This is a genomic window from Paraburkholderia unamae, assembly GCF_003096875.1.
Taxonomy (GTDB): Bacteria; Pseudomonadota; Gammaproteobacteria; order Burkholderiales; family Burkholderiaceae; genus Paraburkholderia; species Paraburkholderia unamae.
Genome location: NZ_QEOB01000047.1, coordinates 1 through 17,411 on the forward strand (window position 1 = coordinate 1; position 17,411 = coordinate 17,411).

General features: G+C 64.0%; 12 protein-coding genes. All 12 read right to left on the minus strand.

All coding sequences use genetic code 11. From position 1 onward, the window contains the following. Positions 1–177 precede the first annotated feature (177 nt). Positions 178–849 carry a response regulator transcription factor gene (locus C7402_RS44965; protein WP_258397416.1) on the minus strand — a complete coding sequence of 224 codons (672 nt, stop codon included), beginning with the start codon at positions 847–849 and terminating at the stop codon, positions 178–180. Positions 850–955: 106 nt separating this feature from the next. Next, positions 956–6,121, minus strand: coding sequence for a trifunctional serine/threonine-protein kinase/ATP-binding protein/sensor histidine kinase (locus C7402_RS44970; RefSeq protein ID WP_116615154.1), 5,166 nt, complete (start codon positions 6,119–6,121; stop codon positions 956–958). Beyond that, a complete protein-coding gene (locus C7402_RS46665) occupies positions 6,118–6,369 on the minus strand; it encodes a hypothetical protein (RefSeq protein WP_133254673.1) in 252 nt (83 codons plus the stop codon). The genes C7402_RS44970 and C7402_RS46665 overlap by 4 nt, the downstream gene beginning before the upstream one ends. A gap of 216 nt (positions 6,370–6,585) precedes the next feature. Next, the gene (locus C7402_RS44975) at positions 6,586–8,010 is read right to left on the minus strand and encodes an ATP-binding protein (RefSeq protein WP_165842135.1); all 1,425 of its coding nucleotides are present in this window, start codon (positions 8,008–8,010) and stop codon (positions 6,586–6,588) included. 151 nt (positions 8,011–8,161) lie between these two features. After that, positions 8,162–9,061 (minus strand): LysR family transcriptional regulator, encoded by a 900-nt coding sequence (locus C7402_RS44980; protein ID WP_116615156.1) that lies wholly within the window; start codon positions 9,059–9,061, stop codon positions 8,162–8,164. A gap of 148 nt (positions 9,062–9,209) precedes the next feature. After that, positions 9,210–10,328, minus strand: coding sequence for a porin (locus tag C7402_RS44985; RefSeq protein ID WP_116615157.1), 1,119 nt, complete (start codon positions 10,326–10,328; stop codon positions 9,210–9,212). A 110-nt stretch (positions 10,329–10,438) separates the two neighbouring features. Continuing rightward, positions 10,439–11,146 carry a VOC family protein gene (locus C7402_RS44990; protein WP_112177623.1) on the minus strand — a complete coding sequence of 236 codons (708 nt, stop codon included), beginning with the start codon at positions 11,144–11,146 and terminating at the stop codon, positions 10,439–10,441. An 81-nt stretch (positions 11,147–11,227) separates the two neighbouring features. Continuing rightward, positions 11,228–12,526: an MFS transporter gene (locus C7402_RS44995; protein WP_116615158.1), complete on the minus strand. Its 1,299-nt coding sequence runs from the start codon at positions 12,524–12,526 to the stop codon at positions 11,228–11,230. A gap of 402 nt (positions 12,527–12,928) precedes the next feature. After that, positions 12,929–14,062, minus strand: coding sequence for an amidohydrolase family protein (locus C7402_RS45000; RefSeq protein WP_116615159.1), 1,134 nt, complete (start codon positions 14,060–14,062; stop codon positions 12,929–12,931). A 44-nt stretch (positions 14,063–14,106) separates the two neighbouring features. After that, on the minus strand, positions 14,107–15,747 hold the full coding sequence (locus C7402_RS45005) for a cation acetate symporter (protein WP_112177626.1): 1,641 nt from the start codon (positions 15,745–15,747) through the stop codon (positions 14,107–14,109). Continuing rightward, on the minus strand, positions 15,744–16,106 hold the full coding sequence (locus C7402_RS45010) for a DUF485 domain-containing protein (RefSeq protein ID WP_224045306.1): 363 nt from the start codon (positions 16,104–16,106) through the stop codon (positions 15,744–15,746). Before C7402_RS45010 ends, C7402_RS45005 begins: the two co-directional genes overlap by 4 nt. An 80-nt stretch (positions 16,107–16,186) precedes the next feature. After that, positions 16,187–17,410, minus strand: coding sequence for an FAD binding domain-containing protein (locus tag C7402_RS45015; protein WP_116615160.1), 1,224 nt, complete (start codon positions 17,408–17,410; stop codon positions 16,187–16,189). Position 17,411 lies beyond the last annotated feature (1 nt).

Genomic DNA, 17,411 nt, shown 5'->3' on the forward strand with positions numbered 1-17,411 from the left:
CGTTCGATCGCGCGGTGCGGCTTGCGGCGCGCACGTGGCTTGATATTCCGCGTGCGCCGCTCACATTGCGCCGCCGTCGCAAGCGCGCGGTGAAGCCGGGCGTGGCGCTGCTTCCGCAGATCATCTAATCATCTAATCATCTAATACGCACGCGCCTCCGACCGCCGCGGCGCGTGCTCAATTCAGGCTGTTCCGGTCGTCCTTCACCACGATCCCCAGTCGATGCGCGAGAAGGACAAGCTCTGCGAATGAATTGGCGCGCATCTTGCGCATCGCGCTGCTGCGGTACACCCGCACGGTGACTTCGCTAATGCCAAGCTCATCCGCGATCTGCTTGCTCAGTTTTCCGGCCGCGGCGGCGGCCATCACTTCGCGCTCGCGCTCGACCATCGCTTCGAAGCGCACGTGCACGTCGTTATCCTGCCGCTCCTGAATCAACCTCGCGGCGTCGCGTTCCAGCGAGATCGCAATGGCGTCGAGCAGATCCTGATCGCGAAACGGCTTTGTGAGGAAGTCGATGGCGCCCGCTTTCATCGCCCGCACGCTCATGGGAATATCCGCATGACCGGTGACGAAAATCACCGGAATGGGGTCGTGCTCCGACTTGAGCAGGTCTTGTAGCGCCAGGCCGCTGCTGCCCCTGAGCCGGATGTCGAGTACGAGGCAGCTCGGCCCCGCGCTGCGCTTGCATGTGAGGAAGTCCTGCACGTTCAGAAAGCCCTGTGCGTCGACGCCAACGGAGCGTGCGAGCAGGCAGATGGCCTCGTTCATGATGATGTCGTCTTCGACGACATATACCGTGAAGACTTCGCTGGCTAGCTCGTGGTCTGAGAATGTCGCTGATTTCACGATTCAACCCGGATGGCGTGGGACGCCTGGATAGGCAAGAGGCTAACGCGCGTCACCGAGAATGTCTTGAATGTTAATGCTGCGGGCGCTGGGGCATGATGTCGCGTCAGGCGACGGGCAGCGTCATGACAAACTCCGCGCCGTCCTGCACGTTAAACGCATCGAGCGTGCCGTGGTGGCTCTCGACAATGGAGCGGCAGATCGCCAGCCCCATGCCCATGCCCGACGACTTCGTCGTATAGAGCGGATCGAAAATCCGCTCCAGCACGTCGGCCGGAATGCCCGTGCCGCGATCGCGCACGGACATCACGACTTTGCCTTCACTGACTCGCGTGGCAATCGCGAGCGTGCGCGTTTCAAGCGCCGTTTCGCTCATCGCCTCCACGGCATTGGTAAACAGATTGAGCACCACCTGCTGTAGCTGGATGCGATCCGCCTGAACGATCGCGTCGCGTGCCTCCAGTTGGGTGGCGACGCTGATTTGCTGAGCCTCGGCTTCGGGGTGGAGCAGGTCCAGCACGTCGCGCACGACATCGTTCATGCGTAGCGGCGCGAGAATCGCGGGTGCCTGCTTGGCGAGTGCGCGCAAGGCGCGAATGATTTCGACCGCACGCAGGCTCGTTCGCTTGATGTGGGCGAGGCCCGCCGCGACTTCCTCGAGATTGGGCGTGGCGCGCTGCAACCAGCGCAGGCTGGCGTCGACCGACGTGGTGATCGCGGAAAGCGGTTGATTGACCTCGTGGGCGATGGAGGCCGCCACGTTGCCCATCACCGTGAGATGCGAGGTGCGGGCGAGTTCGTCGCGCGCGGAGCGCAGGCTGACTTCCGCATTCAGGCGGTGCTCGCTTTCCTCGACGAGCTTCTCGTAGAGTCGCGCGGTTTCGAGCGAAACCGCCACCTGCGGCGCGAGCACTTCGAGGTCCGCGACGCGGTTCGGGTCAAAGACGCCCGGCGCGAGATTGTTCTCCAGATAGACGACGCCAACGAGCGAGCCGCCACGCAGGAGCGGCATGCAGAGCACCGAGCGTTGCATGCGCCCGGCGGAGATCCGCGCGCGCAGCGATGGCGATTCGATGCTCGCTTCCGCAAACACCAGCGTCTTGCGCGTGCGCACAACGCTGTTGAGCACGGCCAGCGGCAATGCGTCATCGACGGGTGCCACGCCGCTGAGCGTGACGACCACGTGATTCGACTCCACGCGCGCCGACGCTTCGATTTTCGGCCCGTCGTCGTGCATGAGCAGCAACAGGCCGTATTGCGCCCCGGCGTACATGGTGATGCCCGTGAGCAACTTCTCGACCAGGCGATCGGTCACCGCTTCGCCCGAGATCGCCTTCGCGGCTTCGACGCCCAGATCGACAAAGGGCTGCTGCCGCGCTGCATTGCGCGGGCTCGCTTCGTCGGCTGCCTGGGACGCCAGTTGCGGGTGGCGCTCGTGAATACGCTCCTCGGCAAACGCCGCGCCCCAGCGTCGATAGCAGATCGCCGCCTGACGCAAGTGATGGCGCGCGGAGCACTCCAGCGCGTGCGTCATGCAAAGCTCGCCCGCGAATTCGTGCGCGAGCGCCTGTTCGTGCATGAATCCCGCTGCTTCAGCGGCTTGCGCGGACTGCTCGTAAGCCACCAGCGCGCCGAAGGCATCGCCCTGGAGCCGCGCGATTTCGGCGTCGATCAGGAGGAGCTTGTTGCGAAACGTCGCACCGTTCTGATTGGCCCAGCGCGCGAACTGGCCGCGTTGCGTGCGAAGCTCAAAAAGCGCGCTGTCGTGCGAGGTGTATTGGCCGCGGGAAATCGCGATCGCGCCGTACAAGTGGCAATCGGCCACGTTGATATGCGCGGGCACGGTCCAGGCAAGCGCGCTCGCATTGTCGAGGCGAGTGCGCGCGGCGGAATAATCCCCGGCGAATACCTTCGCGAGGCCGTCGTAAAAGTACAGGAAGAAGCGGGCGATTTGCGAAACCGCCGCGCCGGTCTGCTCAGGGCGATCCGTCCTGTTGTTTCCCCGCTGCAACTGGTGGATGAAATCGCGTTGCGCCAGCAGGACCGCTTCGATATCGCGGTACTGGATGATCGCTGTGAGTTCGAGCCCCCGTTCGACCTCTTCGTCGACGAGCGACAAATTCTCGCCCATGGCAATCAGGTCGGAAACGATGTGATTGCACGCGTAACAGGCCATGCCGATGTCGCCCGAGGCGCGTCCGAGCACGCGCGCCTGCCGCACGTGCTCCAGGGCGAAGGAGAGTGGGCGTGTCCAGACGCTGACCTGATCGATGGCCACGAGCGTGGCCACGCGCTGCGCTTCGAAACCGTGCTGATCGACCAGTGCCAGCGCCGCCTGCCCGTAGGCGAGCCCTTCGTCGGCGGCTTCGTACATGCCCGCGAACAGGACGCCGAACCACGCGAGGCCGTACGGCGACTCCGGCGTCACGCCATGTTCGAGCGTGAGTTCGACCATCTTGGCGAGATGCAGGATGCCGAGTCCGTCGGTCACGAAGAACGAGGACGTGAGCGTCGCGAGCAGGCCCATGACCACCTGATTGCCCCGGTCCTCGCTGCGCGGGAGATGGCGCACGCTCGCAATCGCGCGGCCCCGCAGCGCGATCTGCACCGACTCGCACGCGGCGCGCATCTGCTCGGCGGTGGGCGAGCGGTGCAGATGCACGCCAAGCAGCGAAAGCCCGGTCAGTGCGGTGGACAAGGCGCCTTCGTAATCGGATTGCACGGTCTGCAAGACGGCCTTGAGCCGGTGCACGTCGGCGCGGTCGAGAATCGCGAGCGGGTGGGCGAGCAACGCGTCAATGCGTTGTTGGGCGTCCGTGAGTCTGGCCTGCGCCAGCAAACACTCGCAGTGCAGCAGTTGGGCTCCGTAAGTCAGGCCGTAGTGGTTCGACCACCACTGGTCATCCACCATGCCGAGGGCCGCGTCGGCGTACTCCGTCGCCTGGTCGAGCGCAGCGGCGTTGCGTGCTCGCTTGCCCGCCAGAATCAATACGCGCACATAGGCCACCCGCGTTTCGGAATTGAGCGCCTCTTTGGGCGCGCGCTCGATCTGACTGGCAATATCGAACGCATACTCGGGAAGACGCGCACACCAGTAGTCGATCATCACGGAGGCGATACGTGCGTGATAATGCGGCTTCGTTTGCGCTTCGATGAGCGCGTAAGCGGATTCGAGCACGCGATCGTGCAAAAACGCATAGGCGTCGGGTTGAGCCGCCAGCAGATTCGCGTCGACGAACGGACGAAGACGCTCATGAACCTCGTCCGGCGTCATGCCGCTGATTTGCGCGAGCAATGCCACGTCACAGCGCATCCCGACGCAGGCGAGCCACTCGACCAGTTTCGTGCTTTCCTGCGGAAATCGATCGAAGCGGCGAATCAACAGGTCGATCACGTTGTCGGAGTAAAGACGCTGCGCGATGCTCGCTTCGTCCCACATCCAGGCTGCGGCTTTGACGCTGTAGCTCAGCACTTCGTCGTCGATCAGCATGCGCAGGAGCTGGCGCGAAAAGAACGGATTGCCGGCCGTTTTCGCGTGAACGGCGCGCGCCAAAGGCTCGACGCGCTCGGCCGCTTCGCTGAGCGTCGTGCCGATCAGCGCGGCGAGGTCGCGTACCGACAGCGCGTGCAGGCGCACTGGCGTCACGCGCATCGTCTTGCATGCGTCGAGCTCGCGCTGCCACTGGAGCTGGCCAGGCCGGTCGACGGAGAATTCGCGGTGCGCGCAAAGGAGCAGCACGTTCGACGGCGGTTCCGCAGAGAATGCCCTCAGGAACGCGAGGCTCGCGGGGTCGGCCCACTGAACGTCGTCGAAGAAGAGGACGAGCGGCGCGCCCGGCTGCGCGAGCGCCGCGAACGTGTGCAGCAGGGTGCGCACGAGACGCGCCTGGGCGAGCGGCGCGGCCACGTCGGCAAGCGGCGCGCCGGGGCCGATGATGTGTTCGACTTCCGGTACGAGTTCGGCGATCGCTCGGCCTTGCCCTTCCAGGCGTTGGGTCCAGCGCTCACGAACGGACGCGAGCAGGTTGTCGTCCTCGCCTAGCAGCGCCTGCGTCAACGCGCGCACGATCTGGACGATCGGCGCGTAAGGAATATTGGTGCGAAGCTTGTCTGACTTGCCGGACGCGAATCGGGAGCCGCGCCGCTGCACGTCGTTGAAAAGCGATTCGGCGAGCGCCGACTTGCCGCAGCCGCCGCTGCCGGAAATCAGCACGATCTCGGTCTTGCCGGTTGCGGCCACGCGCGCAAGGGCATCGTCGAGCAGGGCTTTCTCGGTTGCCCGGCCAAACAACCGGCTCGACACGCTGAGGAGATGAGACGAGGCCCCGGCATCCACGGCAAAGGGGGCCTCGCCGCCAGGCGCGCAAAGCGAGTCGCAGATGCGTTGCAAGTCCGCATAGGCTGCGGCGGCCGTGGCGTAGCGTTCGCGCGGGTCTTTCGCGAGCAGCCTGAGCAGGACTTCGGAGAGCGGCTCGGGCACGTCCGCGCGGCGGCGGCGCGGATGAACGGGTTCGATTGCCAGGCGTGCGTGATACCAGCCCGCCGCGCTTTGCGCGTCGATGGGCAGTTCGCCGGTCAGCAGGGTGTAGAGCGCCACGCCCAGCGCATAGAGGTCCGCGCTTTTGTGATCGGCAGGGGCGTCGTTGAGCGCGACTTCCGGAGCCAGATAGGGCTGTGCGCTCAAGCGCTCCCGGTACGCTTGCGGCGGCGCGGGATCGAAACCGGTCAGGCTGATCGCGGGAGTGGCAACGTCCGCTTCGCCGCCGGCTCGGCCTTTATCGATCACGATGCTGGACAGCTTCAGATCGCCGTGGCAAAGGCCCGCTGAGTGCGCTTCGCCTAGTGCGCGCGCGGCGCCCGCGGCCACGGCGAGAAACGCTTCGAGGCTGAGTTGCCGAGGGTCCAGCGACGAGGCGAGCGTGCTGCTCGCGCATGCCTCGTACACGACAACGATGCGCTCGCCACCCCAGAGCGTCGCCACCGGCGGCAGGCCCCAGGGCAGGCGAATTCGCGCGCCTGCGGCGAGTTCGCGCTTCAGGCGCTCGGAGCCGATTGCCGACGTGTTCAGCGCATGGCGCGCGAGCCAATACCTGCCGTCACCGGGCTCGCCGAGCAGGCTGGTCGTCACGCCGTCGGCATGGTCGAGTTCGCGTTTCTCGCAGCGCTCGAACCATGCGATGTCGAATGGCACGCCCGGGAAAGCGGCGTCCGCTGCCGCGCCATTCCCAATCTGTGCGGCAACCGAGCCGGAGGGCTTTGCGTGCGTGGTCATGTTACGGCCATGCGTATGTCGAGTTCCTGAACGATCGATAAGAGATTGGCGAACAGGGCGCGGCCGGCTGCGCCTTGTTTCTCGCCTGCCCGATTTCGATGGATTTTCACCATGACTTCGCTAATGCCTTCTTCACGAAGCGACTGCGCACGCGTTTCCTGTATGGGCAGCCTGTTGGCTTCGCGCTCGTCGGCCGTGGATGTGCCGTTGCAAGAACCTCGTGGAGCAGTATTCAAGGAATACCACAATGACCTATTCCTCGCGCGTAAGCGGAAGTATGCGGGACGGACGCCGGCAACTCCAGCGTTTGCCGCCCGCGTTCATAACACTTAAGAATTTTTAGCGAATTCGGGCGCGGTCGTAATGATTGAGCAAGGCGACTCAATCGTTAGCGCAGGGTTTGGGAAAATCGTACGCGTGCCAAAATGTGGGACAGATTATGTTAGAACCCGGCAAGCCCGCTTTTAATGCGAGTAAAGCTTGCTGCTTGAGTCGCGCAGTGGCCGAAGGTTGGCGTGATCGGCTGCAAGGGCGCGCGAAAACGGGCTTTGCGGCGCAACCGGGACACGCTCGCCGGACTCGGCCGACCGCTCGGCCGCATAGGCTCGCACGACGGGAAAGAGCGAGTAGAGCCGATTCGCCCCTTCCGCATGCGAATTAAGCAGCGATTTCGCGGCGAGCCCGTGCACGCATTCCAGAGCCGTGTCGCGCTGAATGCCGTCGACCGCGGCGACTTCGCAGGCGCTCGCCAGGTCGAATGGGCCTTCGAAAGCGGCCAGACGATGCAGCACCGCGCGTTCGGCTTCGCCCAGCCGCAGATAGCTCCATTCGATCGACGCGCGCAGGGTGCGCTGGCGAGGATGCGCGGTTCGCGACCCGCCTGCGAGACCTAACGCGCCATCCTGTAGCTCCTGCGCGAGCGCCTGTGCGCCCAGCAACGCGGCGCGCGCAACCGCGAGTTCGAGCGCGAGCGGCAAGCCGCTCAGGCGCCGGCAAACGTCGGCGATTGCGGCGAGCGTTTGCGGGTTTTGCGGAAATTCGGTTCCCGTGGCTCTCGCGCGATCGAAGAACATCGTCACTGCACCGCTGGCGAGAATGGCCGCTTCGTCTGCACCTTCATGGGGCAGTGAAAGCGGCGGGACCACGTAAAGGTGTTCGCCCTTTGCGCGCAGCGGCTCACGGCTGGTCGCGACCAGCACCGCATTACGGTTCGCGGCGAGAATGGATTCGCAGAGTGCGGCGACGGTTTCGATTTCACGCTCGCAATTGTCGAGCATGAGCACGATGCGCCGGTCGCCAATCTCGCTCGTGATATCCGCAATCGCGGCGCTGCCGTCGCGAAGCTCCTGCAACAGCATGGGCAGACGCTCTGCATAACAGGAATAGCGATCGATATGGTCGGCGAAATCGGCGTGGCAAAAAGCGGCGCGATTGTCCTCGGCCCACGCTTTCGCCACAGTGAAAGCAAGCCGCGTTTTGCCCACGCCGCCAGGCCCGGTTAGCGTGACGAACGATTCATGATGAAGCCGTTCGTATAGGCGGCGTGCCTGATCTGCGCGGCCGGCGAGCGCCCACGCGCGCTGGCGGACTTCGCTGTCCTGGTCAACCACAGCCGCTGCCGCAACCGTGCTCGCGGCGCCCGATGGCTGCGCCGTGGGGCGCACAAGCTGATAGCCTCGCCCGGAGACGGTGCGAATCCATCCTTCGCCAAGCAGCTTGCGCAGCGCCGAAATGTGGACCTGAATATTATTTTCGACAACGAAGGTCGTGGGCCAGACGAGCCGCAAGATTTCGTCTTTGGTCACGAGGGCGCCCTCGGCACGAATGAGCAACTCGAGAATGTCGAACGCCCGTGCGCCCAGCGCCAACGGCTCTCCGTCGAGATACACCTGGCGCCTTTCGAGGGAGACCGAAACTCGACCTAAAACGTACACGTTCTGCCTCCGTTCTTTAAGGCTGAATGGCGCGTGGCCAAATGGGCGGGGGAATTGAGTGCACAAGTGTAAACGCGCTTCATTGCAATGTGTTGCGTGTTACGTTTTAAATGGAGAAGCTCTCGACAAATCGAATGAATGCGCGAACTTTGCGCGACAGGCGCCGGTTAGGAAGGTAGGTCGCGTAGACGAAAGCTTCGCCCGCGTCGGCCGTGATTTCCCGGTCCTCGAACAGCCTCACGAGGCGTCCGGCCGCGACGTCGGGCGCGACGAGCCATTTGGGCAGCAAGGCCACGCCCTGGCCGCCAATCGCGGCGCCCGCGATCATGTCGAGGTTATTGGTCACGAGTTGACCGGTGACGATAACGGGCTCGATCGCGTCGCCCGAGCGGAAATTCCAGCGTTGCCGTCGACCCGGCTTATAGGCGAATTGCAGGCATTCGGCGCGCGCCAGGTCTGTGGGCGTTGCGGGGCGTCCATGCCGCTCCAGCCACGCCGGGCTTGCCACGAGAAAGCGCTCGCTTTTGCCGAGCGTCTTGACGATGAGACGGTCGTCGAGGTCGGGCACGCCGACGCGCAGGGCCACATCGAGGCGGTCGTTCACGAGATCGAGGTGGATGTCCGACACCACCAGGTCGACGGTGATCCTGGGATAAGCCTGAAGAAACTCGGGAATGCGCGTGGCGAGGTGAAGGCGGCCATAGGTGGCGGAGACCGAAACACGCAAATGCCCCGTGAGTTCGGTGCCGCGATCGATCACGCTGCTATCGGCATCGTTCAGGTCGGACAGCACCTGGCGCACCTGTTCGACATACGCGCATCCCGCGTCGGTGAGCGAGACGTTGCGCGATGTTCTCGTGAGCAGGGGCGTGCCGAGCGATGCCTCCAGGCCGTCCATGATGCGCGCGATTGAAGACGTCGTTTTGCCGAGCTCCTGTGCCGCCGCCGTGAATCCCCCGCAATCCGCGACTTTCAGCAAGGTACGCAGGGCTAACAACTTGTCCATTTCGGTTCCCGATTGGCCTGTGGGCCCGTTCGATTCTAAGTCAAGCCGGTGTCTGGACGAAAAGAGGCGCGCGCGAAAACGCGCGCGCCTGCGGGGCTTTTCTTGCGTCCCTTTTCTTTTGCCCCTTTCTCGTCCCTTTCTCGTCCCTTTAGAACTTGTGCTTGATCCCCAGCGTGACGACGAGCTGGCGATTGCCGCTGGCCGATCCGTAGCCGAGTATGGTTGCGTGGTGAGCATCGCCCGCGGCTCGCTGCATGAACGTGAGCATCGAAAGATCCGTGCGTTTGGACAGCGAATACACGACGGCAAGGTTCAGTTCGTGCCACATGGGAATCTCGCGCGGGTGATCGTAGACGCCGCGCGTGAACACATAGGCGGCACCGAGCAGCAACCACGGTCGCACGTAATAGCGCGCACTGACGTTGAAGTTGTTGAGCGTGAGGTGCGTGGCGTCGAGATAGTCGTAATTGACGTTGCTGTACATCGCGCCGAATATGGCCGACCCCGCCGTATAGAATCCACCGGTGCCGAAGATCTTCTGGCGGCTCGCGTAGGCCTTCGGGTCCGCCGCGCTGTGCGTAAAGATCAGATAGCTAGCCGAGTAATCGTTATCGACCGCGCCCGGCTGATTCGTCGAGCTATACGGCGAGTCGTATTGCGCGTAGGCGATGTTCCAGTTCAAACCGCCAAAGTCGTAACTCGCGCCGAAGCTGAATGCGCGATTGTTCGAGAATCCGCCGGGCGCGTTGCTGAATCCGTAAAGCGCGGTCGCCTTGAAGCCCTTGATGTTCGGCGTCACGTACTTGAGCGAATTCTGGATTCGAATATTGTTGAACGTGTTGTCGCTGTCGCCAACGCTGCCGAGCCAGCTCCACGCCGTGTTCGGCCCAAGGTAATCGACCACGGCGTCATATTGACGGCCGGCCGTGAGCGTGCCCCATCGCTGGCTGGAAAGACCCACATAGGCCTGGCGTCCGAACAGGCGGCCGCTCTGGCTCGCGCTGCCGTTGTAGGGATTAAAGCCATTTTCCAGCGTAAATACCGCGCTATTGCCGCCGCCCAGGTCCTCGGTGCCGCGCAGGCCCCAGCGCGGGCTTTGATTCTGTCCGCTCAGCGCTTGCCAGGTGTGATGGCCGGATTGATTGGGCGACCACGCAATGCCCACGGAAATGAGACCGTACAGGGTCACGGTGCTTTGTGCGTTGGCCGCGCCGGCATGCGCGCCGGCCAGACAAATCAGTGCGAGTGCGTGTGTTTTTAGTTTCATTCTGGATTCCGGTCATTCCGCGGACCAAAGCGCGTTCAATGGACGTGACGATTCCCGCGTCCGCGCGCGAGTGCGCGGACGCCGCTATAACGCGTAGCGAAAACGGGAGATCAGGAAGCGACGGGACTGACCGCAGCGCGGCGAATCACCTTTTCGCCTGCGTCGGTCTGGACACCCACGGCGTAGAGGCCGGAATGCTGCTTGTTGTAGCGAATCTCGAACGGAAAGTCGGCGGGGCGCGCGATATCGCCAAGCCAGCGCGCGAGCGCGTCTTCGTCCTCGCCGATTTCAATCCAGTTGAGGCCTTCGCCGCGCACCGACCCCGAGCCCGGCACGACCGGCAGCGTGGCCGGGTGCGGACCGTTCGTCATCTTGAAGTAGAGGTTCGGCTTGCCCATGGGCCACGCGGTCAGCGCGCTCGGCGTCTGCAAGGCAGAGCTGCGGTTGCCGTTCATCATCTGGCGGCCGGCCTCCTTGCCCGTGGTGTTCGGATCGACCACGGTATTGTGATGACGCGCGAAGGCCTCCAGTTCATCGAGCGTGTCGGCGCGCAAACACCAGCCAACGAAACAGTCGCCCGCTTGCGTTTGCCGCGCGAAGAACTCCGCGAGCGGCTGCCCGCGCTTGAGGATCGTATGATCGACAATGCTTTCGACCTCGATGTAAATATCTTCGGCGAGCGGCACGACGCGATGCCCGATGCCATAGAGCGGGAAAAATCCGCCGTCGTAATTGCCGATGCCGGTTTCCTGGCTCAGTCGAAATGTGGCTTCGTACACGTTTTGCGCGGCGAGGCAAATATGATCGAAGTGAATCATCGTGAGTGCATTCCTTGTTGTGATGTGACGAGAGGGCGAGCCGTTGCTGCCTTGCTTTGCTGCGTTGAATTCGGGCCAGGCTTACTGGTTATGAAGCGATGGCTCGATTTGTGGCGAATTCGGTGACGAATTCGCGTTTTCCGTTGAAGCTTCGTTCTGTTCGTATCGAGGCATCATGGCGAACACGGCCGAGGCGGCGATGGCGAGCACCGCGCTGAGCATGAGGCCGGGCTGGTAGCTGCCGAACTGGTCGGCGAGCCAACCGATGGAAAACGGACCGATACCGGCGACGATGCAAAGCGAGCCGTATTGCCACGCGTAGACGCGGGGAAACACGCGCAGGCCGAAATAACGCGTGCACATGTACGAGACGAGATCGATTTCGCCGCCGAACGTCCAGCCCACGGAGAACGCGTAGAAGGCCGCGTAGCGAATGCCGCCGAAATGGATCGCGAGCAGACCGGCCGCGCCGACCAGACACGAAAAGACCATGAGCCAGGACGCCTGAACGTAGTCGGAGAGCCAGCCGCAGATCAGTCGCACGCAGATCGTGCCGATGCCGACCAGGCTGATGTATTTGGCGGCCGTACCCGGCGCGGCGCCGGACTCCGTGAGCAACGGCGCCATGTGCTGGGCGTTGCCGGAAACCACGAGGGTGGAGAGCGTGAAGGCGACGAACATCAGCCAGAATGCGCGGCTGCGTTTGGCCTCGGCGAACTCGCGCTCGAGCGCTTGCATGTCGACGGGGCCGAGTTTCCCGGCGCGCTGCGGCGGTGCTTCAGATGCTGTCGTTTCTGCGCGAGGATCACGCAGCACCAGCAGCGCGATGGGCACGCCGGTCGCGGCCAGCGCGGCCAACGCCACGTAGCCGACATGCCAGCCTTGCTGGTGAATCACGGCGGCGATCAACAACGGGAACGCGGCGCCGCACAGGCCCAGGCCGACCTGCGTGAGGCCGAGCGCAAGCCCGCGGCCGCGATCGAACCAGCTGCTGACGACGCGCGTATAAGGCAGGCCGCTCGTGCCGCCGCCGACGAAACCAAGGAGTCCGATCAATCCGATATAGGTGACCGGGGAGCGCGCGCCGGCCGCAATCGCGAGAAAGCACAGCGCGAGCGCCAGGGCGCTGGCGGCGACGGTGCGCGCCGCGCCGAAGCGCGACAGCATGCGCCCCCAGAACTGCAATCCCAGGGCGAGGCCAAGCGTGAACGCCAGATAGCCCGCGCCATACTGTGTTTTCGTGAGGCCGAAGGCGTGTTCCAGGTCTTTGGCAAACAGGCCGAGGTTATAAGACCCCAAGCCGATCACCCCGACACCGAGGCCGGCCGTGCAAGCGATCAATTGAGGCCAGCCTCTGTAAAATTCGTCAAGCTTGCGCATACATTTCCTGTGTCTGGATTATTTCCGGCCGCCGAGCGGATCGAGGCCGATGGTGTCGTGCCGACGCACGCGCGAAATAAACCGGGGTTATCGTTCAAGCGCCGATGCCGCTGCATCGACGGGCTCAAGAATAGGGCCGACAAAAAGCGCGATAAACGGGGGATGGTGCGAACGCCGCGTTGCGTTTTCTGCAATGCACGGGCGCGAAGACGGGCATGCTCGGGTTGCGAGATTCGCGGGTGCAACCGGCGACTGGTGAAATGGATAAATGGAATACGCCGCGCGGAAAACGCGCGAGCGCAGGCCGAACCGAACGAACCACGCCGGCTCAAGGAGGGAAGGCGGACGCGCGACGTCCCGCGCGGTGGCGGGACGCTCGCGTGTCGAGGCGGGAGGGGGCGGCTAGATGCGCAGCAGTCGCGCGGCGTTGCCGCCCACGATCATGTTGCGTTCGGCGTTGTCGAGCGGCACGCGGTCGAGAAAGCGCACGGGTTGTTCGTAACCCATGTCGAAGCAGTAGTCGCTGCCAAGCACCAGTCGATCCACGCCGACGTTCTTGATGAGAAATTCCAGCACGGGGCCGGAATGCGAAACCGAGTCGTAGCTGAAGCGGCGCGCGTAGCTGCTGGGCTGCTGCGCGAGCTTGCGCGTTTCGGGCCGCACATTCCACCCGGCATCGATGCGCCCCAGCAGGATCGGCAAGGCGCCGCCCGCGTGCGGCAGCGTGATTTCCAGCGTGGGATAGCGGTCCATCACGCCGCCGAGAATCAGATGCGACGCGGCAATGGCGGTGTCGAAAGGATTGCCGAGCAGATTGCTCAGATAGTAGTCGGCGAGGCGGCTACCGCCCACGGTTTGCTGTGGATGCAGAAAGACCGGCAGTCCCATCTGCGCGATGCGGGCGAAAATCGGATCGAAACGCGGATCGTCGAGATCGCGATTGTCAATGTTCGTGCCCATATACACGCCGCGCACGCCCGGCAACGCCGCTGCGCGATCGAGTTCGTCGAGCGCGTCGTGCGCGTCCAGCATCGGCAGCGTCGCCAGCACGACGAATCGTGTGGGGTGGGCGCGATAGACGTCCGATGCGGCCGCGTTCCACGTCTTCGCCAATCGCGCATTGAACGCGCGGTCGCCCCAGTACGCCATGGGCACGCTCAGGGAAAGCGCCTGAACGTCCACGCCGCTCGCGTCCATGTCCCGCAGGCGCTGGTCGACGTCGATGAACTTCATCGGCAACGGGCCAAGGCCGCCCGCCGGCGTCTTGAAGGTGAACGAGTGGCCGTCGCACACGAAACTGCCGCCGTAGTTCGAGCCTTCCTTACCCACGAGGTCGCAGTACGATTCGGGGTAGTAGTGCGCGTGAACGTCGATCGAACGCTGCGAGGCGGGTGCAACCGCAGGTCGTGTCGCTTGTGTCGCTTGTGCGGCCTGCGCGGGTTTGCCGCTCACGCCGAGCGCGGCTCCCCCGGCAACCGCGCCCAGTGCGCCGAGCAAACGGCGGCGTGTCGGGGAAATACAGCACGTGCAATCCATACGTTGTCTCCTTCTGCTTTTATGTTGAGTGTGTCTTGAGAGGCTTACGCACCATGCGTGGCGCCCATTTCACATCTGACGGTTTGCGAATCGAACAGCATGCGCTCGCGTTGCGCGCGCGCTGAGCGGTCGGTGACCGAGAAAAACCACGTGCCCGCGAATGCGCAGATCATCGAAAAGAGCGCGGGATACTCATACGGATAAGCGGCGTGAGCGTGGCCGAGCACCTGCACCCATACCGTCGGGCTGAGTATGGTCAACGCGACGGCGACGGCGAGTCCAATCGTGCCGCCCGCCACGGCGCCGCGCGTGGTCATGCCTCGCCAGTAAATCGACAGCAGCAGCACCGGGAAATTCGAGCTTGCGGCAATCGAAAACGTCAGGCTGACGATGAACGCGATATTCTGCTTTTCGAAAGCGAGCCCGAGCAGAATGGCGAGTACGCCCAGAACGAGGGTGGTGATGCGCGAGACGCGCATTTCGTCGCGCTCGGAAGCGTTGCCACGGCGCAGCACGTTCGCGTACAGATCGTGCGAGATCGCGGAAGATCCGGCGAGCGTGAGACCCGCCACGACGGCAAGAATGGTCGAGAACGCAACGGCGCAGATAAAGCCGAGAAAGACGTTGCCGCCCACCGCGTGCGCGAGATGGATCGCGACCATATTGACACCGCCGATCACCGCGCCCGAAGGGGTGTGATAGCTCGGCTGCGTTGCCACGAGCGCGATCGTGCCGAAGCCGATCACGATGATGAGGGCGTAGCCGATGCCGACGATGCCCGTTGCGTAGAGAATGCTCTTGCGCGCGGCCTTGACGTCGCGGACCGTGAAAAAGCGCATCAGGATATGCGGCAAACCGGCGGTGCCGAATATGAGCGCGAGGCCTAGCGAAACTGCCGAAACCGGATCGGAGACGAGACCGCCCGGCCGCATGATCGCGTCGTGCGCCGGATGCACGGCGACGGCCTGCGCAAAGAGCGCATTGAGGCTGAAGTCAAAGCGCGCGAGCACCATGAACGCCATGAACGCCGCGCCCGCGAGCAACAGCACCGCCTTGATGATCTGGATCCACGTGGTGGCGAGCATGCCGCCGAAGAACACATAAACGACCATCAGCACGCCGACCATCACCACGGCCACGCTGTAGTGCAGGCCGAACAGCAGTTCGATCAGCTTGCCCGCGCCCACCATCTGCGAGACGAGATAAAGCAGCACGATGACGATGGAGCTCGACGCCGCGAACGCACGGATCGGGCGCTGCGCGAGACGCCAGGACACGACGTCCGCGAGTGTGTACTTGCCGAGATTGCGCAGCGGCTCCGCGATGAGGAACAGAATGATCGGCCAGCTTGCGAGAAAGCCGATCGAGTAGATCAAGCCGTCGTAGCCGCTCGTAAATACCAGCGCGGAGATGCCGAGCAGCGAGGCGGCCGACATGTAGTCGCCCGCAATCGCCCAACCGTTCTGGAGCGCGGTGATCTTGCCGCCCGCCGCGTAGTGGTCGGATACGCTGTTATTCTTGCGCGCAGCCCATTTGGTGATGAAGAGCGTGGAGGCGACGAACACGAGGAACATGCCGATGGCGAGCGTATTGTGGCCTTGTGCGATGGACGAAGCCGGCGCGGCTTGCGCCGCTACGGGCAGGATCGCCAGCGCAAAACAGGCGAGGAGTGCCAGGCGTTTCATGACTTTTCCCCTTTGGCGCAGGCTTCGACCATCGCGTCGTGTACGCTGTTGGCGCGTGCGACGTAGATGGCCACGAGCGCGAACGTGAATACGAACATGCCGAAGCCGACCGGGAACCCCCAGGTCATCGGCTCGCCTTGCGTGATGGGCATGCCAAGCCATTTCGCGTTGAAGGCAAGCGACAGGATGAACGCGAAATAAGCGCTGAGCATCAACGCAGTGAGCCCCCACGAGAAGGCGCGGCGCGTTTTCACGAGCGCGGTGAAGCGGGGGTTGCCGACCAGCGTCTGCGGGGGATCGGCGGGCAGGGCCGCCTCTTCGTGCCCATATGCGCCGTGAGAGGAAAGAGTGTGTTCCACGTTGTCTCCGTTTGCGTCGTGTTTGAATCGCGCGGCGTCGCGTGGGGCATGCATCGCTGTGGCGCGCCGCGCTTGCGTCGTCAAGCCGCCCAGGGAACGGCCGTCTCGCGCATCACCGCCTCGGGCGTGCGGTAACGTTCGGCCATCTCGCGCTCCGACTCGTCCTTGAGTTGCGCCTGCATGTACGCGCCGAGGTGGCGTGCATGCTGAACAATGGCGGCGCCGAATTCGGTGCGAACGGCGCTATAGGCTTCGAGCGCGCCGCGCACGTCGGCGCCTTCTCGCAATGCTTTCACGAGTTCCATCGCGTCGCCCGCGGCCTTGGTCACGCCCATGCCGCAGTGCGGGCGCGCGACGAACGCGGCGTCGCCGAGCAGTGCGATGCGGCCAAAGGCCATGCGCGGCACTTCGAGGTCGAAAATAGGCTGGAAAAGCGGCTGCGCGGCCTTCGTCACGATCTCCGCGAACTGCGGCGCGAGCAGCGCATGCGCGGCGTCTTCCATGTCGGCCAGCACGTCGTCGCGAATCAGCGTGGGCGGGATGCCGCCTTCCCAGCGCTTGCCCGACGCGTCGGTGAGCATGTCGCGCAGCGCCGCCTGCTCGTCGGTCGCGCGGTACCAGACGAAGTTGTAGCGCCGCTCGCCGGGCCGCGTGCTGTTGGCGTGGCCGGCCACCGGGTAGCCAAGAATCTGTTCGCGCGGGGGCAGGCAGAACGCGAACTTGTCGAAGAGGGCCGAGTGAGTGGGCGCGGAGATGGCCGCTTCATCGACAAGACCGCGCCATGCGACATAGCCCGCGTACTGCAAGGCCACGCGCGGCAAGAACTGCTCGCGGATTGCCGAACGCAGTCCGTCCGCCGCGATCACGAGATCGGCCGTGTGCGTCGTGCCGTCGGCCAGTGTGACGGTGGCGCGTTCGGCGTCTTCGTCCACGCGCACGACCGACATGCCGGGGTGATAGTGAGCGTCGTCGATCGAGCCGCGCAACACGCTGTACATCTTGCCCCATGCGGTAAGCACCTGGGGCATGTCGCAGGCGGAGATCAGTTCGCCATCCTGAGCGAATGTGGCGCGCTTGTCGACGCTCACGCCGATCGTGTCGTCAAAGCGGATGTCCGCCGCGCTCAGCGCCGCGAACAGCTCCGGATGCGTGACGATGCCCGCGCCGCGCCCAGAGAGCGCTTCCGGCACGCGTTCGAAAATCTTTACCGTCCAGCCGTCGCGCGCGAGCAGGTTGGCGGCGAACAGGCCGCCAAGCGAGCCGCCCACCACGATCGCGGTGCCCTTCGTAGTCTTGCCGTTCATC